Source organism: Robertmurraya dakarensis (assembly GCF_900156875.1).
GTDB classification, from domain to species: domain Bacteria; phylum Bacillota; class Bacilli; order Bacillales; family Cytobacillaceae; genus Robertmurraya; species Robertmurraya dakarensis.
The window spans coordinates 1684002-1705620 of record NZ_LT707409.1 but is presented as its reverse complement, the minus strand read 5'-3'; the positions used below and the strand labels follow the sequence as shown (position 1 = coordinate 1705620).

The following is a 21619-nucleotide window of genomic DNA, read 5'->3' as shown; positions in this document are numbered from 1 at the left end:
TGAAATATCAAGTAAAGTTTTGTTGATTAATACATACAAATGAAAGTAGGTGTGTTTTTCAGGGAGGATAGTTTACTTAGTGGAGGTGTCACGAAAATGTCTGGAGGAGTGAAAGTTCTACTGTATCTCCTTTCGTTCTTTGTTCCAGTGGCTGGAATCATATTGGGGATTGTTTGGATGAATGATGCAGACATGGAAAAGAAACAAATAGGTAAAACATGCTTAATTGTTGGGATTGTAGCGATTGTTTTAAGCTGTGTTTGTTGGTTTGCTGCTTCCGCTTTTTCAGTTATGCCAGCATTCTATGGCTATTAGGTTTTTGCATTTAAAGGTGGTTTTTTGATGCTTGAAACCCTGGAACATATCACCTTTTTCCTCGGAAAAGCGATTTGTCATCAGTTGCCAGAACGTACATTTATGATCGACGGTCATTACTTACCAATCTGCAGTCGGTGTGCAGGTATTTACATTGGAATTTTTAGTTCCTTGTTATATTTATTTTTGAAAAAAAGATACGTATCTTCCACTATTCCTTCTACTAAAATCAGTCTCTTTCTTCTACTTTTATTGTTTCCATTAATGATAGATGGCTTTGGATCTTATTTAGGGATTTATACAACAAATAATCTCATCCGTGTTATTACAGGATTTGTATTTGGTACAGTACTGCCCTTTTTTGTTGTTCCTTTATTATCACATTCGTTCAAAGAGAAATTTCAAACACCCGTTTTAACGAATATGAGGGAATTTTTTATCCCTTTACTGGCTTCAGGTGTAATTTCTATCCTAACATATCTTTCGATGCTACCTTTCCTATTATTAAATTTCTTAGTAATAGGGACGATTATTATTTGGGTTACAAGTTTGTTTTTTTTATTTTTTAAGAAAATCAAAAATCATTATGTATCGGCATGTTTATCTCTTATGAGTTGTATCCTAACTTTGGTGATTCTATCCCATCTTCATGACTGGATATTGCCAAGTTAGCAATCTTAGGACCTAACCTTATGAGGTGGTTAGGTCTTTTTAGTATTCTATTATATTTTTTTTGAGTAAATCCCCTGGAGATGATATAAGGAGTAGGATTAATAATTTTTTGAATAATCAAAATTGTGTTGACGATAAAACAATTATCCTTTTAGAATAAATAAAAGCGGTACGATCTTCTATATCGAATACCTGAAAAGGAGGAGAATCTTTGGAAGGAAAGCTGAATACCTTAAACAAATTATACAATCATGCATTAACAAAATACGGTAATAGAACAGCATTGATTTTTGAAGGAAAGAAATTATCGTATCAAAATTTGAAAAAGGCATCTAATCGAGTCGCCCATGCATTACTTCGTCATGGTGTGCAAGCAAATACAAGAGTCGCGCTCATGATGGAAAACTGTCTTGAATTTGTCATTAGTGATATGGGGCTTGTTCAAGCCGGTGGAGCCAAGGTACCATTAAATAGTATGCTTGGCGAAAAAGAAATCGAGTATATTCTAAATGATTCAGGTGCAGAGATTGTCATTATGGGAGAAAGTTTTTTTGGTAAATTTCAGAACATTGAGAGTAATGTACGAAACGTAAAATTAGTTGTTGGACTCTCTACATCAGAATTACTTCCTAATAATTGGATGAGTTGGGATGAATTTCAAGGAAACGAATTAGAGACCGATGTTGCAGTGCATTCTTCTCCAACAGATATTGCTGGGATTTTTTATACGGGTGGAACAACTGGAGTTCCTAAAGGGGTTGTTCATGATCAAAGAAACGTCATTCAAAATACTTTCGCACATATTATGGAATTAGAAATCCACCATGATGAAAAAATCTTAATTACTTCCCCATTGCCGCATTCTGCGGGAATGGTCGTCTTGGCAGGACTTCTTAAAGGTGCTGAGCATTGGGTGGAGAAAGGATTTCATCCTCAGATAGTCTTAAATCGAATACATGAAAATAGAATTACTTTTACCTTTATGGTCCCAACGATGATCTATCGAGTGATGGATGAAATTAAGGACCAAGAATACAACTTCTCATCTCTGCGTACGATCATGTATGGAGCTGCACCGATCACTGCGGAGAGACTAAAGCAAGGATTAAATATCTTTGGAAGGGTTTTCATCCAGATTTATGGCCAGACAGAAGCCCCAAATTTAATTACCACCCTTCGCAAAGATGACCATCGTATGGATGACAACCTTTATCAAAGACGATTGAGAAGCTGTGGTCAGCCAGTAATGAGCAGCTTAGTAAAAATTGTTGATGATAACGGAAATGAAGTACCTCATGGGACAGAAGGTGAGATTCTTGCAAGTACCCCATATAATATGAAGTTTTATCACCATAAACCTGATGCAACTGAGGAGACCATTGTTCAGGGCTGGGTCCATACAGGGGATGTTGGAATGCTGGATGAAGATGGGTATTTATATTTATTGGACCGAAAGAAAGATATGATCATAAGCGGTGGAATGAATGTGTATACAACAGAGGTAGAGAACTTGATTGGAAAGCATCCAGGTGTACAATTAGCTGCCGTAATAGGAGTTCCTCATGATGATTGGGGAGAGGCTGTGATGGCTGTGATAATTCCATCGAAGGAAAATCCGCCAACAGTAGAAAGCATTCATGAATTGTGTCAGCAGCTATCCTCTTATAAGCGTCCGAAGGAAATAAAGTTTGTTGAAAATATTCCATTAACACCATATGGAAAGATAGATAAGAAAGCTTTGAAAAGTCAGTATTGGGCTGCAAAAGATAGAGGGATAAATTAATAGAAAGTGATAAGAATATATTGAGAAAGTATGGTGAAGAGCTTGTCTATTACAGATTATTCAGCTACTAAACTAGTAAAACTTATGAAGGAAAAGGAATTATCCCCGCTTGAAGTTGTAAATGCTTATTTGGATCGAATTGAGAAACATAATTCTAAATGGAATGCGTTTGTAACAATTAATGAAAGGGCCATAGAAGAAGCTAAAAAAGCAGAAGAGTTAATCATGAAAGATGAGGGATTTGGAAAACTCCACGGAATACCTGTTGCCATAAAAGATTTAACGCCGACAAAAGGGATGGTTACTACATATGGATCCCCAATCTTTAAGGACTATATCCCGGACTGTGAGCCTACTTTCCTAAAAAGAATTAGAACAGAGGGAGGAATTATTCTCGGTAAAACAAATACTCCTGAATTTGGTCATAAAGGTACGACTGATAATCCATTATTTGGGGTAACAAAAAATCCTTGGAATGATTCGCTGACTCCTGGAGGCTCCAGCGGTGGTTCAGCTGTTGCCGTAGCAGCGAAGTTAGCTCCTATTGCGGAAGGCAGTGATGGCGGGGGTTCTATCCGAATACCAGCAGCATTGACTGGAATTTTTGGTTTAAAGGCTACCTTTGGGTTAGTTCCTCATGATGGTGATCAAAAGAATTCCTTTGGGACACAGCATCCATTTGTTCATAATGGTCCCATGACAAGGACTGTAGAGGATGCTGCCTTGTTGTTTTCTGTCATGCAAGGTTATTCCGCAAACGACCCAAGTTCGGTCCCTGGACTTGATGAAAATTACCAAGATTTATCACATAATATGAAAGGTTTAAGAATAGCGTTTTCCCCGAACTTTGGACTTTATGAAATCTCTCATGATGTCAGTAAAGTGATACATCGAGCAGCAGCAAATTTCCGTGCGCTCGGATGCCATGTTGAAGAAGTTGACCTTTCCTTAGGTGAGAGTATCCGCGATCTGTCAAGGGCGTTTTCTGGCCTGTGGTGCGTTAAAATGGCTGCTAATTACGGCATGCTGTATGACCAAAACCCAGAAAGCTTCTCAAAAGGAATAGCAAGGATCATTGAAATTGGCAGAAAAATAAGCGCTGTAGATTACAAGCAGATAGAATTAGTGAGAACGAGAGTTTGGAAAGAATTCCAGAGGATTTTTAATCAATATGATCTTCTCATATCACCTGTAACGGCAACAACAGCATTTGATCACAATTTACAGGGACCAGATCAAATTAATGGTAAAACGGTTAATCCTGCTACAGATTGGACGCTAACACAGCCGTTTAATTTAACAGGCCATCCTGCTGCATCACTGCCTATTGGATTAACGGAGGCAGGTCTTCCGGTTGGACTACAAGTAGCCGGAAGCAGATTTGCTGACAAACTTGTTTTACAAGCTTGCCATGCTTATGAGACGGCTTTTCAGACTTATATTGAACCGTCCTTAGCTTAACGAAGGTTCTATTTCAAGACAACCGCGTTTATGGAAATTTATATTTTCAAGATAATTCCATTGAAAAATAAATAAAAATACATTATTATAAAAACACAGGCTGCATTGTACGTAATCATAATTAAGTTTTAACCTTTAAGCTGTAATAGGGAGTTTTACATTGAAACGAGAATGACATGCCTCCGTCTATAAGACAAGGAGGACAGGCAGGAATGTTTCTGCGAACACCCACTTTGAGGAGTGTGGTCTAAAACTTTCTTATAAATTTATTACGGCAATAGCGGCTTTAACCTATTGAAACCCAAACCAGTTTCCTAATCGGAAGCTGGTTTTTTTGTGTTTTTTGAAACTTTTCATCGTTATGTTCGTATTAGTTATTGTAGCAGGAAGAAGGGGAGATCTTGAAAATCATATGGTGTTAAGATTCGGAATAATCAGTTAAAAATTTTCGGAGTTCCTAAGAAGTAATATATATCCATGATTCTCCCTTCAAAAATAAACAACTTGGAAAGGGGAAGATTTTTTTGTCAACTATTTTTGGATTTCTCGCGCTGTTGATTCCAATATTAATTGTAGCAGCTATTGTTGGTGTGGGATATTATTTTTGGATGAAATTTAGATATCGAACAGCAAGGTCCAACCAAGCTTTAATCATTACCGGTCCAAAGCTTGGAGACCCTGAAAAAGAGTCAAATATTTTCACAGATGACGAAGGGCGTTCGATGAAAATTATCAGAGGAGGCGGTTACCGCCTTAAGCGTTTTCAAACTGCAACCCCAGTTAATCTAACATCGTTCCAATTAATGCTGTCAACACCTAGAGTGTATACAAATGGCGGTGTGCCGATCGTGGCTGATGCAGTTGCAATGGTCAAGGTAGCTGATTCCTTAAATGGGATTGCCAATTATGCAGAGCAATTTTTAGGAAAAGATCAAGATGAAATTGAATCAGAAATTATTGAGGTTCTGGGGAGTAATCTTCGCGCAATTCTATCGAAGATGACGGTTGAGGACATCAATAGTGACCGGGAAAAGTTCAATCATGATGTTTCCGAAATAGCTCAAAAACAGCTCGATTTAATGGGCTTTAAAATCACCTCATTAGGCCTCACAGATATTCGTGATGCTGATGAAGAAAATGGATACTTAGAAAATTTAGGAAGGCCGCGTATCGCAGAGGTTCGCAAGCTAGCTGAGATAGCTGAAGCTAACAGTGAAAGAGAGACTCGCATACACAGAGCTAAAACGGATCAGGAAGCAAAAGAAGAAGAATACCGACGTCAAATTGCCATCGCTGAAGCAAAAAAGGAAAAAGATTTGCAGGATGCTTCTTTTAAAGAGGAAACAGAACGTGCTCGTGCCAAATCCGAACAGTCTTATGAGTTGGAGAAAGCAAAGCTGGCAAAAGAAGTGAAGGAAGAAGAATTAACACTGAAATTCTTAGAACGCGAACGTGCTGTTAAATTAGAGGAAGAGGAAAGTAAGGTCAGAATGACAAAAGCAGACGCAGAATACTATGAAACTACTAGAAAAGCGGAAGCGGAAGCAAGAAAGGCGGAAATTGACGGGGAAGCTAAAGCAAGGATACGCCGTGAGGAAGGTTCTGCTGAAGCTGATGTTATCCGTGAACGCGGGAAAGCCGAGGCAGAAGCCCGGAAATTGCTCGCCGAGGCTATGGAAAAGCACGGTGATGTGATTATCACTGAAAAGCTAATCGAGATGCTGCCGATTTTTGCTGAAAAAATAGCACAGCCGCTTAATAATATTGAATCCGTTAAAATTATTGATTCAGGGAATGGTCAGGGAGTGCCTTCATTTGGGAAAAGTATCACCAGAACAATGGTCGATATGCAAGAACCATTAAAGGAAATGATCGGTCTTGATGTAAGCGAGCTGCTGAAATCGTATGTTACAAGAGGAAACGGAGGTACACCAAATAACCAGCAAGCCCCGGTGGCAGTTGAAAAATTAGAAGACCATAATACTGATGAAGCAAACTAATGGAAAAACTCCTCGTCAATGATGAGGAGTTTCTCTTGTTTGAATCAGGTTATAAGGGATTTTTATCGTTTATTAGTTGGGTTTTCACCATCATTCCCCTCATCAAGACCAGTAGCATTGTTAATCACCTGTGAGATTAAATTGGTGCCTTGATCCATTGCATTCATGGAATCGTATTTTTGGCCAATCTTTTTCGATTTATTTTGCTTCTGCTCTTCCAAAATACCACCTCCTGCTATGTAGCATTCGAAAAATAAGGGAATGTATACAATTGAAAAATATTGGCTGTCGTGGCATCCAGAATAATCTTTTTTCTGTTAATTAGACATACTAGGTTTATAAGAATAAGGGGGCATATGGTGTGAGATTAAACGGAAATATCATTGGCGGGGAATTTGATGCGGCATTAAATGAGTTTTCAATGGAAACTTTCAAACATCTTGAAACACAATCAACAATGAAACAGAACCAGGTAACTAATCTTTACGAATATTTATTAAAACATAAACATGACGAGGATGGACAAGTACTTACATTATACGATCAACTGCCGCTGCGCCTAACACAGGATGAAGTGTATCAATTGTTGGAGGATTTAGAAAAAGTAAGGTCATTTTATCGTGATGAATAAAGTAAAAGCTGGTTTCAACCATGTCTATGACGAAACCAGCTTTTGTTGTTGATTTTGAGTACCTATTCTTCCAGACAACCGGGATGATTTGGTCTTCATCTCGTTTAATGAAGACCAGTTCTTCCTCTCAGCGCACCAGTAACGGTCATCATAGCCCAGATGAAGACCAGTTTCTATGTTCTATGAACCAAAAATGGTCATCATTCTTCTTATGAAGACCGCTTCTTCCTCTCGCAGTACAAGTAACGGTCATCATAGCCCAGATGAAGACCAGTTTCTGTGTTCTATGAACCAAGAACGGTCATCATTCTTCTTATGAAAACCGGTTCTTCCTCTCGCAGTACGAGTAACGGTCATCATAGCCCAGATGAAGACCAGTTTCTATGTTCTATGAACCAAAAACGGTCATCATAGCCAAGGTGAAGACCATCTCTTTCTCGCGCTACACAAGAACCGGTTCTCATAGCCATAATGAAGATTAGTACCTATTTCCATGAGCCAAGTAACAGTTCCTTAAGAAGACATCACCTGTCCTCCATTGACATGGATGGTTTGACCGGTTACAAATCGGGAATCATCTGATGCTAAGTAAACGAAAGCAGGGGCCAGCTCGAACGGCTGTCCTTGGCGGTCCATTGGATTTCCTGCAAGTGGAACTTGGTCGCTTGAGAAGCTTGCCGGAATAAGTGGTGTCCAGATTCTACCAGGTGCAATCGCGTTTACTCGTATGCCTTTTGACACTAAGTTATTTGCGAGTGCACGGGTGAAACCAACATTGGCTGCTTTAGTTGCACTATAATCGATCAATTGATCGTGTCCATAATAAGCCACAACGGAAGCAGTATTAATGATGGAGCTTCCTGCTTTTAAATGGGGAAGTGCAGCTCTAGTAGTATAAAAATGCGAGTAAATATTTACTTTAAAGGTATCGTCAAATTGTTCATCACTAATATCAAGTAAACTCGATTGTTGAAACTGTATTCCGACGTGGTTACATAGGACATCTAAACGACCAAAAGTCTTAATGGTTTTTTCAACGATATCAATACATTGCTGCTTTTCCCTTAAATCACCTGGCAGCAGCAGGCAAGCCTGACCGATTTCTTCAATCCTCGTTTTCGTACGATTGGCATCTTCATGTTCATCTAAGTAAGCAATTGCAACATTCGCTCCTTCTTTGGCAAATGCAATTGCTGCTGCAGCACCAATCCCGCTGTCTCCTCCTGTTATGATGGCAACTTTTCCTTTAAGTTTTTCGCTTCCTTGGTAATTTGGATTTTCAATGATGGGTCTGGGCACCATATATTTTTCAACACCGGGCTGTCGTAGTTGCCGCTGCTCAGGAACCGTAAGGGCAACCTCTTCAAATTGCGTAATTTTACCGTAATTGGGGTGCATCGGATATTCTTGGCCAGTATCTTTATTCCTTTTGTTTTTAGACAATGGGCAACCTCCTCAGGAAAAAACATTATTGCGTTACTATATGATGGGTAAACACATAGAGTGCCTATCTAAATTTGTCTTAGTACGGGCTCTTTTATAAGAAATCATGAATACAGTAAAATCAGGAGACGTAAGCAGAGGAGGTAAATAATCATGCAAGATTATCAATACAGCCCGATTGTACGGTTGCTCGTAATGAACCATTCTGATGAAAAAGAAGCAGTTCTTTACACTGCCAGTAACTATATTTTTAAACTTCCAAAAATTGGTCCTAGACCGCCTTTTTATGTACATCCGCGTTATCAACCGTACTATCCGTTAATTTAACAGCATCTTAATTATTACTGTTGAAATAATGATGGCTTGTCGAATGCCTCTCAACAAAGAAAATATTTCTTACTATTCCGAATAGTTATATAATAGATTTAAAACTAAGGCCATTAAGAAGGGAGAGAGGCATTTGGCACAAAAGGTAACGGAAGGCACCCTGCTTTGGGAGCCGTCTGAAGAATACAAGAATACTTCTAATTTAGTAAAGTATATGAAATGGTTAGAAAGAAATCGTAATTTGAAATTTGAAGACTATGAAAAGCTATGGGATTGGTCTGTAAGTGATATAGAGGGATTTTGGGAATCGTTGTGGGGATTTTTCGATGTAAAGTCTAATGCTCCCTATTTACAAGTTCTTTCACAACGGAAAATGCCTGGTGCTAAATGGTTTGAGGGATCCACAATCAATTATACGGAGTATCTTTTCCGGAAAAAAAGAGGAGATGTACCTGCAATTCTGTCAAAATCAGAAACTCGTTCTCTGCAGACAATAACTTGGAAATCGTTAGAAGAGCAAGTGGCAGCTTTTGCTTCAGCATTAAGAGCTGCTGGTGTAACAAAAGGAGACCGGGTTGTAGCGTATCTTCCAAATATTCCAGAAGCTGTGATTGCCTTCTTAGCGTCTGCCAGCATCGGAGCAATTTGGTCGAGCTGTTCTCCCGATTTTGGAAGTGCGACTGTTATTGACCGCTTTAAACAAATTCAGCCAAAAGTGTTAATTGCCGTTGATGGTTATCGCTATGGAGGCAAGGATTTTGATCGTTTGGCAACAGTATCAGATATCGTAGCGGCCATCCCATCACTAGAAAGATCCATTATGCTGCCATATTTGCAACTAACTCCAGATGTAAACAAAATAAAGGATTATGTTCTTTGGGACGATTTTATTAAGGATCATCAAGGAGCTGCGTTGCAGTTTGAACAAGTTTCGTTTGATCACCCGCTATGGGTTCTTTATTCATCAGGTACAACGGGTCTTCCAAAGCCAATTGTCCAAGGGCAGGGTGGAATCCTCTTAGAACATCTAAAACAATGTTCCCTCCATATAAACTTAAAAGACGATGACCGCTTTTTTTGGTTTACGACAACAGGCTGGATGATGTGGAATTTGCTTGTTGGAGGATTGTTAACCGGCTCTGCCATTCTATTATATGATGGGAATCCTGGCTATCCTAACCTTAGTTCACTTTGGAAATTTGCCGAAGAAACAGGGATGACCGTTTTTGGCACATCTGCAAGTTTCCTGCTTTCCTGTATGAATAATAAAATCATCCCGAAAAAAGAAGCAAACCTCGAAAAATTAAAGAGCGTTGGTTCGACAGGGTCACCGCTTCCACCTGAAGGATTTTTATGGGTATACGAAAATGTAAAAGAAGATCTATGGCTTGCTTCTGTAAGCGGAGGAACTGATCTCTGTTCGGCATTTGTTGGAGGATCTCCCCTCCTTCCCGTACATGCCGGAGAGATTCAGTGCCGATCACTAGGGGCAAAAGTAGAATCTTTTGATGAAGCTGGGAAAGCACTCATCAATGAAGTCGGGGAACTCGTGGTGACAGAACCTATGCCTTCGATGCCTGTGTTTTTCTGGAATGATGAAAAAGGTGAACGTTACTATAACAGTTATTTTGATGTTTATCCTGGCGTATGGAGACATGGGGATTGGATTAAAATTACGGAAACAGGAAGCTGTCAAATTTATGGACGTTCCGATTCTACTATCAACCGCGGTGGTATTCGGATAGGAACAAGCGAGATTTATCGTGCTGTAGAAAGGGTTGTAGGGGTAGCAGACAGCCTTGTGATTGACCTGAGCAATGAGAAAGGGAAAGCATATATGCCCCTATTTGTAGTGTTGGACGAAAGCAAAACACTGAATGATAGTCTGAGGAGTAAGATAAAAGATAATATACGTACCAGTTGTTCGCCGAGACATGTTCCAGATGATATCCTTCATATCAGGGAGGTGCCCCGAACTTTGAATGGGAAGAAGCTAGAAGTCCCTATCAAGAAAATTCTTATGGGGCATCCATTAGAAAATGCCATCAATAAAGGATCTATCAGCAATCCAAATTCTCTTGATTTTTTTGTGGAATTCTCAAAACATTTACCGCTTTAATATGATAAATAGAGGATGACCACATCATCAGCGGGTCATCCTTTATTTAAAGTAACTGAAAAATGGAAGAACAGCCATCAGCAAACAAAGAAAGTTTACAGCGATGGAACCGATTTTATTTTTTTCTCTCCATAGTGTGACTGCAAAACCAAAGCTATAAAGGATGATTACTAAAAGAGCTCCTATCACTAAGAAATTCATCTTAATCTCTCACCTTTTCCAAATCAATCACCTTTGTTTGTTTTCCGAATTCTCCGAGTTCCATCTTCACTTTCACATTGATGTCTGCCTCGGGATAAGATTTCATCCAATCAAAGTCCTCGTATTCTGGTATCGTTGAAAACAATCTTCTTCCATGAAGTGATAAGGAAAATGGATTTCCTTTTAATTCTTCCTGCGTTTTTTTGATAAAATTCAAAGCGGATTTTTCAAGTGTTGATTGTAAATGTTCCTTTAAAATCTTTACCTTTTCACTATCTGTGGCATAATTTGCCATGCTCGGATCTGTTAATACTTCGACCGTAAATGGAACCTCCATGTTAATGTTTAATCTGCCATTTTGTAGACTCATCTTTACATCAACCGGATGCTTCTTAATTAGTCGAATTGCAATTTTGTAATCTTCATCAAAAGGATCAGGATATGTGACCATCACATTAGAAATATTTGAAGTGTTATCAAATGTCTGAGCAATCCGGGTTTCCTGGCCATTTAATTTTCCAATCATTATTCCTTCTTTAAATACGGCAGAACCAATAAACTGTGTTTGATTAGAACTCCCTGAAATGTCCAGTTCACCTGGAAGATATTGATCAACATTGCCAAATGTTGTAGATTCATCCTTTTTCGAGCTGATATACATAGCCAAAAATAAATCAGCGTCCTGTTCTGTTACCTTAAAAAAACGATGAAGGTCAGATTTCGGAATCAGACCTGTTTGAATTCCTTGACGTATCATGAATTGAAAGTATTTATGGGGCCTCGTTTCAACTTTGGGCTTATTTTTCTTAATAAATTCACTTGCTTTTTCTTTTGAAACTGCCAAAAAAATATCTCGTCGGATTTCCCGCTCCTTTGCTGCGTCATACATCCATCTAATAAACTCTTTTTCTTTTGCGAATTCCTCAGAAACGATGATAATTTCCATTAAATCGTAGGAAAGTTCCCTTGCAACGACAACGTTTGCGGTGTTTTTGACCGATATAAAATCATTTGCAGGCAATGTTATGATTTCCTGAACAGGTTCGTTCTGTGCTCCTCCGGTTTGTTGGGAACCAACCTCAGGATTTGCAATTAAAAGTGTGACATTTATAGGTCCTTTATCTTCTGATTTATCCAGGCCGAGTCCAATGACATAAGCTTTTTGTTCAACCTCTTTTTTATCCCAGCAGCCAGTAAGAGCCAGGGCAATGAGAAGGAGAATGAGTGCGTTACAAATTTTCCTTTTTTCCATTTTTGAACTCTCCCCTAACTAGTGCTGCAACCCATAAGAGTATGGGCATCAAAATAAATAATGGACTTGTTAAATTCAAAAGTGTTTCTCTCAAAACGAAAGTAGTAATCGCAGGTGTTTCTGGCAATAATCCAAAGAATAAAAAGGTCGTTGCCAGTGCGGGGATCGCAAGCTCAAATTGCTTAATCTTAAATAACCCTCCAAATAACACGGCATTAAGATAAAGGTATGCCGAAAATCTCACAAATGCTGCAATCAGCCAAAGTGGAAGGAAGAATGTCTCTACTTTTGTAAGGAAATTGCCAACTTCAATGTAACGGATCATTTCGTGGTAAGGATAGTTTAGACTCTGAACCGGCATATAATCAAAGATTAAAACGTATATCAGGAAAGAAAATGCCAGTTCAAAAATTAAAAAGATAAGCGCTGCCCATGTTCCTTTTTTAAATTCCTTTACGGAAGTTAAGTAGGGTGCGATCAGCGCGAGAAATAACAAATCAGCAAATATCGAGACCTTTTGGGTGCTTTCCTTTACAATCTCCCATTGTCCCGGACCCCAAATTGGAAAAATATGATTGAAACTGCTATCCAATATTGCAAAAATAAATGCTATTAAGAGCACGGCTTTTACATAAAAAATGAGTACATAAGCAACAGATCCGATATGCTGAATCCCTTTTTTTGCTCCATAAGCACAAACGACCATAAGAACCGCGTAAATAGCAATTGGCGGAGTATTTATAAAATACATGGTAGAAATTATATCCACATAGCCTCTCGTGTCTGTAATAATCGCAAATGATCCAATGAGCCAAAGTATAAAAGAAACGCTATATCCGAGAAAACGTCCCAAAAGAGCCAAATTGATATCATGTAGATTTTTATTTTCATGTTTAGACATGACTTTAAACAATAAATACAGCGGGATGGCCGAAAGAATACCACTGATGATTGGCACCATCCATGCTGCGTTTAGCAGGCTGTCGTAAAGGATGCTAGGTGTATCATCAGATAATTTGGCGCCAATCATCAGGATGGTCATGGCAAAAAATTCTCTTAACCCGAGAGTTCCTTGTTTTTTCTCCATCTAATTTTCTCCGCCTTTTTTTACGATATCTTTTGGCTTCAGATATCCTGGACGAAAAACTTCATTCTTTAATAATGTTCGGAACATCGTGTCGCCAGAAGAAACATATTTCGGTGAAAGAGGTGCCAAATAAGGAACCCCGAATGATTTTAGGGAAACTAAATAAAAGATTCCCATGATAAAAAGCGCAGTCATTCCGTAAATCCCAAAAATACCAGCAGCGGAAATAAAGATAAACTTGATAAAGCGGACTGCATAGTTCAGGTTAATGTCACTAACTGAAAAGGAGCATAATCCACCTAATGCCACTACAATAATCACAATTGGACTGATGATGTTCGCCGAAACAGCAGCTTCTCCTAAAATCAATGCCCCGACAATTCCAATCGTAGGGCCAATTGGATTCGGTACGCGCAGACCTGCTTCTCTAATAAGTTCAAAAGCAACTTCCATAATTAAAATTTCAACTACAGCAGGGAAAGGAACTTTTTCTCTCGTTGACGCGATCGCTAACAATAAATCCGGCGGGATCATCTCTGAATGATAATTGGTAATCGAAACGTAAATGGCAGACGTGAATAAAGCAATAAATAATGCAGCCATCCTTAATGCTCTTGTAATATTACCGAATGGAAATCGCAAGTAATGTTCTTCCGGTGTATGAAAAAAAGACCAAAAAGTTGCAGGAAGTATAAGAGATGCTGGCGAATTGTCCATTAACAGCACAATATGTCCGTCCTCCAAGAATGAAGCAGCCCGATCCGGACGTTCTGTGTAAAGTATAGAAGGAAAAAGTGACAACTGTCTTTCTTCTATATACTGTTCCAAAAGGCTCAAATTTTGGATAGCATCTGCGTTTAACGAGCTCAATCGTTTTTTTATATTACCGAGCAGTTCATCATTGACTAGGTCTTTTATATACAAAACGAAAACTTCATTTTTAGACCGTTTTGAAATCTCCACAGACTCGACGATAAGGTTTTCATTTCTTATCTTTTTACGTACTAATGAGATATTCGTCACGGCTTTCTCATTAAAAGCTTCTTTCGGTCCTTTTAAAATAACTTCATCTTCTGCATTGGAAATTGCCCTGCTTTGAAAATTAGAAGTATTAAGCACAAAGCATTTTGTCATGCCCTCAACAAAAACGACAGTATTCCCATTATTAATTTCCGCCATTGCATCCTTAACAATAGTGACGGTTTTGACAGTTTGAGCAGTAACGATATCTGTTATTTGTTTATTTTCATCTCTGTTTAATAGTAAAGGTTGAATGACTCGATCTTCTACTTCCTTGGTATCAGCAATTGTATTGATAAAAACCGCCGCTGCTTGCATTTCTAATTTATTGATGGTTAATTCCCGAATTTGAACATCTTTATTATCCGGTACACTGTAAATGTTTTTAAAAAGTGATAGACAATCGTTTAAAAGAGGAGAGATGCTTTGTTCCTTCAACTCGATATCCTTTGAAGCTGATCTCTCAGGTAATTGTAGTTTTTGTTTTAATTTTTTTCGTTGAAGTGGAGTCCACATCTAACCACCTCTTTCCCTTAATAAGTCATTTGTGCTTCAAACTTTTTAGTAATTGAAGATAAAATCTTCCTTTATTATGTGATATTTCCCAAATCATATGACTGAAATAAGAAACTAGGAAAATAAACTTTGAATAATTTCCAAGATAAAACAATAAATTCAGAATAATAGCAGTGCATATTCCTGTAATTCTGAAGGTTTTAAACTCTCAGGAAATTAAAGTGTTTGCCATGCAAAACCTCTAGGAGGGAACATCATGAATTTCGAATTAACGAAAGAACAGCAAATGCTTCAAGAAATGGTGAGAGATTTTGCTGAAAAAGAAATAAAGCCATATAGCCGGGAAATTGATGAACAATCGAAAATGCGTTACGAAATTTTTGAGAAGCTAGGGAAACTTGGATTACTTGGAATTCCATTTCCGGAAAAATACGGGGGCGCAGGAGGAGATACGTTTTCCTATTGTCTCGCTGTGGAGGAAATTGGGAAGGCGTGTGGAGGGACCGGTTTAAGCTATGCAGCAAATACGAGTTTAGGAGCTAGTCCTATCTACTATTTTGGAACAGAAGAGCAAAAGCAAAAGTGGCTTGTTCCAATGGCGAAAGGTGAAACGCTGGGTGCTTTTGGATTAACAGAACCGAACGCAGGATCAGATGCCGGCGGAACAAGAACAAAAGCGGTTTTGGATGGAGATGAATGGGTGATCAATGGTGAGAAATGCTGGATCACCAATGCTGGTTACTCTCGTCAAGTCATTATTACAGCGGTAACAGGGAAAAAATCGAATGGACGAAATATTGTATCAGCGATCATTGTGCCGACTGATACGCCTGGAATGACGATAGCATGTAATTATGACAAGATGGGTGTCCGCGGGTCTAACACTTGTCAAATCGTTCTTGATCATGTTCGTGTTCCGAAAGAAAATCTTCTCGGGGACGAGAAAAAGGGATTTAGTCAATTTTTATACACGTTGGATGGAGGACGAATTTCGATCGCAGCTCTCTCTGTTGGAATTGCCCAAGCCGCTTTTGAGAAAGCGCTTCAATTTTCAAAAGAAAGGGTGCAGTTTGGTCAATCCATTTCAAAATTTCAAGCCATTCAGTTCAAGCTGGCTGATATGGCCATGGAAATTGAATTGGCGAGAAATCAAGTTTTCAAAGCAGCATGGCTAAAAGATCAAGGAAAACCATTTGGAAAAGAAGCAGCCTTTGCTAAGCTTTTTGCATCAGAAATGGGCTTCCGTGTGTGCAATCAAGCGATTCAAATACACGGAGGATCGGGATATATGAAGGAATATGATGTAGAAAGGCATTTGCGTGATATTAAGTTAATGGAAATTGGCGAAGGTACTTCTGAAATCCAGCGGCTCGTTATAGCAAGGCATCTTGGCTGTTAAATGAAGCAATGTTTTTAGTAATAAGGGGAGTGAATCATTTATGTTTTCGAAAGTACTAATTGCCAATCGCGGAGAAATTGCTTTAAGAATTATGAAGACCTGTAAGAAACTTGGAATTAAGACAGTGGCCATCTATTCAGAAGCAGACGCTGGAGCCGTATTTGTCCGGCATGCTGATGAATCGTATTGCGTGGGGAAGCCTCCGGTTCATCAAAGTTATCTTAATGCTGATGAAATTATTGCCATAGCGATTTCAACAAAAGCTGAGGCAGTTCATCCAGGCTATGGACTGTTGTCGGAAAATGCTTCGTTCGCAAAAAAATGTAAGGATGCTGGCCTTGTTTTTATCGGACCAAATCCGGAAATCATCGCTTCCATGGGGAGTAAAATTGAAGCCCGGAAAATGATGCAAGCAGCCGGGGTGCCGGTTATAGAGGGCGTTGATCTACCACTCGAAAATGAGGAGGAAGCCGTAACTGCAGCCGCTAAGATTGGCTATCCACTCATGCTGAAAGCGTCTGCCGGCGGAGGCGGGATCGGGATGCAGCTCGTTCATAGTGAAGAGGAACTCCGTAAAGCTTTTTCTGGAAACAAAAAACGGGCTCAATCATTCTTCGGCGATGGGGCTATGTTCATTGAAAAATATATTGAGGAACCGCATCATATCGAAGTGCAAATTATCGCGGATCAGTACGGTCATGTGATCCCTTTGTGGGAAAGAGAGTGTTCGGTACAGCGCCGCCACCAAAAAGTGGTAGAAGAAGCTCCTTCTCCGTTTATAAATGAAGAAACAAGGGAGAAGATGCTCGAAGCTGCGGTAAAAGCTGCTAAGCATATCGGTTACAGCAATGCGGGCACCATTGAGTTTTTAGTAGATAAGAAGCAGAACTTCTATTTTCTTGAGATGAATACGAGATTACAAGTGGAACATGGAGTAACAGAAGAAATAACTGGTCTGGATCTCGTAGAAGAACAATTAAAGATTGCTAGTGGGAAGCGCCTCTCTTTTAGCCGCCAAGATGTCGAGAGAAATGGACACGCGATTGAAGTGAGGATTTATGCAGAAGACCCTGTACGCTTTTTTCCGTCACCAGGCACGATTAAAGATATTGAACTTCCGCAAGGAGAAGGAATTCGTCATGACATTGCTGTTGAAGCTGGATCAGAGGTAACTCCATTTTATGATCCCATGATCGGGAAGCTCATCGTCTGGGGGGAGACGCGGAAAGAAGCTTGTAATAAGATGAATGTTGCCCTTAACAAGTATAAAATTGAAGGAATCAAAACCAACCTCTCCATGCTGAAAGATATTATAAGTCATGATCAGTTTATAGCAGGAATGACGACAACTGATTTTGTTAATAAGCATTATTTGCCAAAGCTAAAACAAAGGAAGGAGTGAGTGGGTTGAAGGATACATGCGAGAAAGATGTTCTTTTTGAAAAACGTCAGGATGGAATTGCAATTATTACCTTAAATCGGCCGTCTTCCGCAAATGCTTTTTCAAAAAATATGCTCCATGAACTGCAAAGTATCATAAATGAAGTGAGGAATAGTCAAGATATACGGGTTGTCATCTTAACTGGCACAGGAACGAAGGCTTTTTGTGCAGGGGCTGATTTGAAAGAAAGGAAAGGGATGAATGATACAGAGGTAAAGGATGCTGTACGCTTAATAGGTTCCACGATTACAGATGTCGAGACACTTCCGCAGCCTGTCATTGCAGCGATCAATGGTGTTGCTTTCGGTGGGGGGCTTGAAATAGCTCTCGCTTGCGATATCCGGATTGGAACTGCTGCAGCAAAACTAGGCCTAACAGAAACGTCTCTTGCAATCATCCCTGGTGCTGGCGGAACACAACGGCTTCCTAGATTAATTGGTCCTGGGAAAGCAAAGGAGCTCATTTATTGTGCGAAACGTCTGACAGCAGAGGAAGCAAAAGAAATAGGCATTCTCGAATATATCTATCCTAGTGAACTGCTAATGGAAAAGGCAATAGAACTGGCAGAAGAGATGGTGAAGAATGGTCCACTTGCACTTATTCAAGCAAAGCTGGCGATTAATAAAGGGCTTGATGTAGATCTTGCCACAGGTCTGAAAATAGAAGAGCTGGCTTACAGTACATTAATACCGAGTGAAGATCGTATGGAGGGCTTGAAGGCATTTACGGAGAAACGATTACCTCACTATCAAGGCAAGTAAGGGGGCTTTTACATGACTGGGTCAGACTATCAGAAGAAAAAAACTTCGATCCTTGAGGGAGGAACAGAAAAGTATCATCAAAAAAACAGAGAACAAGGCAAATTATTTGTACGTGAACGGTTAAGTCTGCTTTTTGATGACGGTTTGCAGGTAGAAGATGGCATGTTTGCTAATATACTCGCGGGTGATCTTCCTGCAGATGGTGTCGTGACGGGAATTGGAAAAATACATGGCAGGACTGTTTGTGTCATGGCGAATGATTCAACGATAAAAGCAGGGTCATGGGGAAAAAGAACAGTTGAAAAAATCATCCGTATTCAAGAAACGGCAGAAAAGCTGCGCTGTCCTCTTCTTTATCTCGTTGATTCTGCTGGAGCTCGGATTACAGATCAACTAGAAATGTTTCCGGGCAGACGAGGGGCAGGCAGGATTTTTTATAATCAAGTTAAATTGTCAGGTAAAATCCCGCAGATCTGTCTGCTATTTGGACCGTCTGCAGCAGGTGGTGCTTATATTCCAGCTTTCTGCGATATAGTTGTAATGGTTGAGGGAAATGCTTCCATGTACTTAGGTTCACCGCGAATGGCAGAAATGGTGATTGGGGAAAAAGTATCCTTAGAGCAAATGGGAGGAGCAAAAATGCACTGCTCCGTTTCTGGATGCGGTGATGTTCTGGTTAAAACAGAGGAAGAGGCCATTACGTATGCTCGCCAATATTTAAGTTATTTTCCTAATAATTTTAGTGAGAAGCCAGCTAAAGTAGAGGGGAAGGTCCCTGCAAAATTTGAGAAATCGATACAGGAGATTGTACCAAAAAATCAAAATGCCCCTTTTGACATGTATGGATTGATAGATAGACTGATAGATGAGGATTCCATGTGTGAGGTAAAGAAATTATTTGCTCCAGAGCTCATCACATGTCTGGCAAGAATTGATGGTCACAGTATTGGCATCATTGCCAATCAGCCGAAAGTGAAGGGCGGTGTCCTTTTTCATGATAGTGCCGACAAAGCAGCTAAGTTTATTAACTTATGCGATGCTTTTCATATTCCGTTGTTATTTCTTGCTGATGTGCCGGGCTTTATGATTGGAACAAATGTTGAAAAAGCAGGAATTATCCGTCATGGGGCGAAAATGATTTCTGCCATGAGTGAAGCGACTGTTCCTAAATTGACAGTTATTATCCGCAAGGCTTATGGTGCAGGCTTGTATGCGATGGCTGGTCCTGCTTTTGAACCGGATTGTTGTTTGGCACTGCCGACAGCCTCGATTGCGGTAATGGGTCCTGAGGCCGCTGTTAATGCGGTATATGCAAATAAAATTGCAACACTTAAGGAAGAAGAGCGAGCTGAATTTATTGCTGAGAAACGGGAGGAGTACCGAGAAGATATTGATATTTACCGATTGGCATCGGAATTAATCATTGACGATATTGTTGAACCGAATTCTTTAAGAGAAGAATTATCTGCACGTATTGACGCTTATATGACAAAGTATATGATGTTTTCCGATCGTAAGCATGGGGTATATCCTGTATAAGGGTAAAATAAAAATAAAATCCATCAGCAGCCTGGGCTTGTTTGGTCAGGGGCTTTGCCCTTCGACCAGTAACATGCTGCTGATGGATATTTCATTTTCTATTATTTGTTAACAATTTCCACATTTTGCTGTGTGCTCACAAACCTATTAATAGCATCAATATAGGCACTTGCACTAGCAAAGATAATATCTACGTTAATGGCTCTACCTTGGTATAAAGACTCTCCGTGTTTTATTTTAACATGTACTTCTCCAATGGAGTCTTTCCCTTTTGAGATGGATTTAATCGTATAGTCGATTAGCTCAACATCGATGTTCAATCCTTGGTCAATCCCTTTGTAGATTGCATCAACTGGACCGTTACCTTCGCCAACTCCTTCAATCACTGTACCATCTTGATTATTTTCAATATTCACGAATGCACGGTAATCCTTGTTGTTTGGCAGGACTTGTAAGCTGACATCTTTAAATGTATACACATTTACATTGCTTTTAGATGGCTGTGTTTCTAAAAGTGCGATAATGTCTTCATCAAAGATTTCCTTTTTGCGGTCAGCAAGCTCTTTATACTTCTTGAATACTTCTTTTAATTCCTCTGCACCAATAGAGTAGCCAAGCTCCTCATATCTTTGCTTAAGCGCATTTCTTCCAGAAAGCTTTCCTAGAACAAGCTTCGTTTCTAAGAAACCAACACTTTCAGGTGTCATGATCTCGTAAGTAGATTTATCCTTGATCACCCCATCTTGGTGAATTCCAGAAGAGTGAGCAAATGCATTATGACCTACTACCGCTTTGTTTGGAGGAATGCTGATTCCTGTAATTCTGCTGATAAGTTTACTAGTTTTCGCAATTTCTTTTAAGTTGATGCCAGTTTCTTTTTGATAATAGTCTTTGCGTGTTTCTAGCAATGCTGCTACTTCTTCAAGTGCAACGTTTCCTGCACGTTCTCCAATTCCGTTCACACAGCCTTCAACTTGTGTAACCCCAGCTTGCACGGCTGCAATACTGTTGCTGACTGCCATTCCAAGGTCATCATGACAATGACAGCTAAAGCGGACATTTTCTGCACCTTTTGCATGCTCACGTACATAAGTAAACATCTTGATGTATTCTTCAGGCGTTGTATACCCAACTGTGTCTGGTAAATTAATGACAGTAGCACCTGCTTCGATTACCTTTTCAGTCACTTCTGCCAGGAACTCTAACTCTGTACGAGTCGCATCTTCACAAGAAAATTCAACATGGCTGAAGTGTTTAGCAGCATAAGATACACATTCAACAGCTTGCTCGACTACCTGTTCTTTTGTCATTAATAGTTTCTTCTCACGGTGTATTGGGGATGTAGCAATAAAGACATGAATACCGGTATTATCAACATCACTTAGTGCAGCAACAACCGCATCAATATCTGCTTTATTTGCTCTCGCAAGACTTACAACCATTGGCTTTGTGACAGCTTTTGCTACAGCTCTTACAGCTTCTGCATCGCCAGGAGAAGCGGCCGCAAACCCAGCTTCAATAACATCAATTCCTAATTGTTCTAAACGTAGTGCAATTTCTACCTTTTCCTCTTGGTTTAAACTAACTCCAGGTGTTTGTTCCCCATCTCTTAATGTTGTATCAAAAAAGTACACTCTTTCTGCCATGATAAA

Annotated in this window: 20 protein-coding genes and 1 other RNA gene; 14 read left to right on the top strand and 7 right to left on the bottom strand. The window is 39.5% G+C overall.

What is annotated here, in order from left to right; translation table 11 throughout:
- Window positions 1-96: 96 nt before the first annotated feature.
- The 6 genes from CZ487_RS16995 to CZ487_RS16970 all read left to right on the top strand — a co-directional run bounded on the left by CZ487_RS16995 (window position 97) and on the right by CZ487_RS16970 (window position 6231).
- A complete protein-coding gene (locus tag CZ487_RS16995) occupies window positions 97-315 on the top strand; it encodes a hypothetical protein (protein ID WP_077213460.1) in 219 nt (72 codons plus the stop codon).
- Between the two features lie 27 nt (window positions 316-342).
- Window positions 343-987 (top strand): DUF2085 domain-containing protein, encoded by a 645-nt coding sequence (locus CZ487_RS16990; protein WP_077213459.1) that lies wholly within the window; start codon window positions 343-345, stop codon window positions 985-987.
- Window positions 988-1198: 211 nt separating this feature from the next.
- Window positions 1199-2770 carry a class I adenylate-forming enzyme family protein gene (locus CZ487_RS16985; RefSeq protein ID WP_077213458.1) on the top strand — a complete coding sequence of 524 codons (1572 nt, stop codon included), beginning with the start codon at window positions 1199-1201 and terminating at the stop codon, window positions 2768-2770.
- Window positions 2771-2812: 42 nt separating this feature from the next.
- Window positions 2813-4231, top strand: coding sequence for an amidase (locus tag CZ487_RS16980; RefSeq protein WP_237562909.1), 1419 nt, complete (start codon window positions 2813-2815; stop codon window positions 4229-4231).
- Window positions 4232-4325: 94 nt separating this feature from the next.
- Window positions 4326-4522: non-coding RNA, 6S RNA (ssrS, locus tag CZ487_RS16975), on the top strand.
- A gap of 227 nt (window positions 4523-4749) precedes the next feature.
- Window positions 4750-6231 (top strand): flotillin family protein, encoded by a 1482-nt coding sequence (locus tag CZ487_RS16970; protein WP_077213456.1) that lies wholly within the window; start codon window positions 4750-4752, stop codon window positions 6229-6231.
- 62 nt (window positions 6232-6293) lie between these two features.
- Here CZ487_RS16970 and CZ487_RS27240 read toward each other — a convergent pair whose 3' ends face one another.
- Window positions 6294-6452, bottom strand: a complete 159-nt coding sequence (locus CZ487_RS27240; protein WP_202617846.1) for a hypothetical protein — start codon at window positions 6450-6452, stop codon at window positions 6294-6296.
- A 140-nt stretch (window positions 6453-6592) separates the two neighbouring features.
- Between CZ487_RS27240 and CZ487_RS16965 the strand changes: the two genes are divergently transcribed.
- Together CZ487_RS16965 and CZ487_RS26375 are read left to right on the top strand one after the other, a co-directional pair.
- Window positions 6593-6862, top strand: coding sequence for a hypothetical protein (locus CZ487_RS16965; protein WP_077213455.1), 270 nt, complete (start codon window positions 6593-6595; stop codon window positions 6860-6862).
- A 20-nt stretch (window positions 6863-6882) separates the two neighbouring features.
- Window positions 6883-7077 carry a hypothetical protein gene (locus CZ487_RS26375; protein ID WP_139339587.1) on the top strand — a complete coding sequence of 65 codons (195 nt, stop codon included), beginning with the start codon at window positions 6883-6885 and terminating at the stop codon, window positions 7075-7077.
- 298 nt (window positions 7078-7375) lie between these two features.
- On the opposite strand, the gene CZ487_RS16960 is transcribed toward CZ487_RS26375, so the two are convergent.
- Window positions 7376-8260 (bottom strand): SDR family oxidoreductase, encoded by an 885-nt coding sequence (locus tag CZ487_RS16960; RefSeq protein WP_077215364.1) that lies wholly within the window; start codon window positions 8258-8260, stop codon window positions 7376-7378.
- Window positions 8261-8458: 198 nt separating this feature from the next.
- On the opposite strand from CZ487_RS16960, the gene CZ487_RS27235 reads away from it, so the two are divergent.
- Entirely contained in the window at window positions 8459-8632 is a 174-nt protein-coding gene (locus CZ487_RS27235) for a hypothetical protein (protein ID WP_202617845.1), read from the top strand.
- A 133-nt stretch (window positions 8633-8765) separates the two neighbouring features.
- Window positions 8766-10751 (top strand): acetoacetate--CoA ligase, encoded by a 1986-nt coding sequence (locus CZ487_RS16955; protein WP_077213454.1) that lies wholly within the window; start codon window positions 8766-8768, stop codon window positions 10749-10751.
- Between the two features lie 42 nt (window positions 10752-10793).
- Here CZ487_RS16955 and CZ487_RS26755 read toward each other — a convergent pair whose 3' ends face one another.
- The 4 genes from CZ487_RS26755 to CZ487_RS16940 are packed head-to-tail and all read right to left on the bottom strand — an operon-like array spanning window position 10794 to window position 14827.
- Complete coding sequence (locus tag CZ487_RS26755; RefSeq protein ID WP_154676048.1) at window positions 10794-10952, bottom strand: hypothetical protein; 159 nt, start codon at window positions 10950-10952, stop codon at window positions 10794-10796.
- A 1-nt stretch (window position 10953) separates the two neighbouring features.
- A complete protein-coding gene (locus tag CZ487_RS16950; protein WP_077213453.1) occupies window positions 10954-12204 on the bottom strand; it encodes a Ger(x)C family spore germination protein in 1251 nt (416 codons plus the stop codon).
- The gene (locus CZ487_RS16945; protein ID WP_077213452.1) at window positions 12182-13291 is read right to left on the bottom strand and encodes a GerAB/ArcD/ProY family transporter; all 1110 of its coding nucleotides are present in this window, start codon (window positions 13289-13291) and stop codon (window positions 12182-12184) included. Before CZ487_RS16945 ends, CZ487_RS16950 begins: the two co-directional genes overlap by 23 nt.
- Window positions 13292-14827 carry a spore germination protein gene (locus CZ487_RS16940; RefSeq protein WP_084783322.1) on the bottom strand — a complete coding sequence of 512 codons (1536 nt, stop codon included), beginning with the start codon at window positions 14825-14827 and terminating at the stop codon, window positions 13292-13294.
- 256 nt (window positions 14828-15083) lie between these two features.
- On the opposite strand from CZ487_RS16940, the gene CZ487_RS16935 reads away from it, so the two are divergent.
- Genes CZ487_RS16935 through CZ487_RS16920 form a run of 4 tightly spaced genes read left to right on the top strand, consistent with a single transcriptional unit; the run spans window position 15084 to window position 19967 of the window.
- A complete protein-coding gene (locus tag CZ487_RS16935) occupies window positions 15084-16226 on the top strand; it encodes an acyl-CoA dehydrogenase family protein (protein WP_077213451.1) in 1143 nt (380 codons plus the stop codon).
- 40 nt (window positions 16227-16266) lie between these two features.
- Window positions 16267-17628, top strand: a complete 1362-nt coding sequence (locus tag CZ487_RS16930) for an acetyl-CoA carboxylase biotin carboxylase subunit (RefSeq protein ID WP_077213450.1) — start codon at window positions 16267-16269, stop codon at window positions 17626-17628.
- Between the two features lie 5 nt (window positions 17629-17633).
- A complete protein-coding gene (locus tag CZ487_RS16925; protein ID WP_077213449.1) occupies window positions 17634-18428 on the top strand; it encodes an enoyl-CoA hydratase in 795 nt (264 codons plus the stop codon).
- A gap of 12 nt (window positions 18429-18440) precedes the next feature.
- Window positions 18441-19967 (top strand): acyl-CoA carboxylase subunit beta, encoded by a 1527-nt coding sequence (locus CZ487_RS16920; RefSeq protein ID WP_077213448.1) that lies wholly within the window; start codon window positions 18441-18443, stop codon window positions 19965-19967.
- Between the two features lie 101 nt (window positions 19968-20068).
- On the opposite strand, the gene CZ487_RS16915 is transcribed toward CZ487_RS16920, so the two are convergent.
- On the bottom strand, window positions 20069-21613 hold the full coding sequence (locus tag CZ487_RS16915; RefSeq protein WP_077213447.1) for a 2-isopropylmalate synthase: 1545 nt from the start codon (window positions 21611-21613) through the stop codon (window positions 20069-20071).
- Window positions 21614-21619 lie beyond the last annotated feature (6 nt).

Bases quoted from the DNA above. Each gene is read 5' to 3' on its own strand.
- CZ487_RS16995 (WP_077213460.1), top strand. From the start codon at position 97: ATGTCTGGAGGAGTGAAAGTTCTACTGTATCTCCTTTCGTTCTTTGTT.
- CZ487_RS16990 (WP_077213459.1), top strand. From the start codon at position 343: ATGCTTGAAACCCTGGAACATATCACCTTTTTCCTCGGAAAAGCGATT.
- CZ487_RS26375 (WP_139339587.1), top strand. From the start codon at position 6,883: ATGTCTATGACGAAACCAGCTTTTGTTGTTGATTTTGAGTACCTATTC.
- CZ487_RS16960 (WP_077215364.1), bottom strand. From the start codon at position 8,260: ATGCACCCCAATTACGGTAAAATTACGCAATTTGAAGAGGTTGCCCTT.
- CZ487_RS27235 (WP_202617845.1), top strand. From the start codon at position 8,459: ATGCAAGATTATCAATACAGCCCGATTGTACGGTTGCTCGTAATGAAC.
- CZ487_RS26755 (WP_154676048.1), bottom strand. From the start codon at position 10,952: ATGAATTTCTTAGTGATAGGAGCTCTTTTAGTAATCATCCTTTATAGC.
- CZ487_RS16950 (WP_077213453.1), bottom strand. From the start codon at position 12,204: ATGGAAAAAAGGAAAATTTGTAACGCACTCATTCTCCTTCTCATTGCC.
- CZ487_RS16945 (WP_077213452.1), bottom strand. From the start codon at position 13,291: ATGGAGAAAAAACAAGGAACTCTCGGGTTAAGAGAATTTTTTGCCATG.
- CZ487_RS16940 (WP_084783322.1), bottom strand. From the start codon at position 14,827: ATGTGGACTCCACTTCAACGAAAAAAATTAAAACAAAAACTACAATTA.
- CZ487_RS16935 (WP_077213451.1), top strand. From the start codon at position 15,084: ATGAATTTCGAATTAACGAAAGAACAGCAAATGCTTCAAGAAATGGTG.
- CZ487_RS16930 (WP_077213450.1), top strand. From the start codon at position 16,267: ATGTTTTCGAAAGTACTAATTGCCAATCGCGGAGAAATTGCTTTAAGA.
- CZ487_RS16920 (WP_077213448.1), top strand. From the start codon at position 18,441: ATGACTGGGTCAGACTATCAGAAGAAAAAAACTTCGATCCTTGAGGGA.
- CZ487_RS16915 (WP_077213447.1), bottom strand. From the start codon at position 21,613: ATGGCAGAAAGAGTGTACTTTTTTGATACAACATTAAGAGATGGGGAA.